General features: G+C 52.3%; 1 protein-coding gene. It reads right to left on the minus strand.

Annotated elements, in window-relative coordinates:
* Positions 1–55: 55 nt before the first annotated feature.
* Positions 56–304 (minus strand): DDE-type integrase/transposase/recombinase (locus tag EVC45_RS45315; protein WP_129964427.1); only part of this gene is annotated, 249 nt, incomplete at its 5' end.

Consider the following 304-nt stretch of genomic DNA (forward strand, 5'->3'; position numbering starts at 1 on the left):
GGCTCCGGTGCAAATAGGTAGCGTGGTCGAAATAATCTTTATAGATTTGGATACCTTATCGATTGAACAGGACGGCGTTCCAAACCGCGGGCGCGGTGGTATCGCTGAGCCTGAGCGCGCAGAGGTCGAACTGCGCCTTGCGAATGCGATGCATCAACTCGATGCCGGAAATCGTGATCGCGGCACTTCTGAACCGTTTGAATCCAAGCATCACGTTCGTTCTTGACTTGATGTGACGATGGTCCTGTTCGATCAGATTATTGAGATACTTCGAAGAGCGCACCTTCGTGTCCTCGGGAAGCAG

The sequence above is a fragment of the Paraburkholderia sp. UYCP14C genome, assembly GCF_004197395.1.
Taxonomy (GTDB): domain Bacteria; phylum Pseudomonadota; class Gammaproteobacteria; order Burkholderiales; family Burkholderiaceae; genus Paraburkholderia.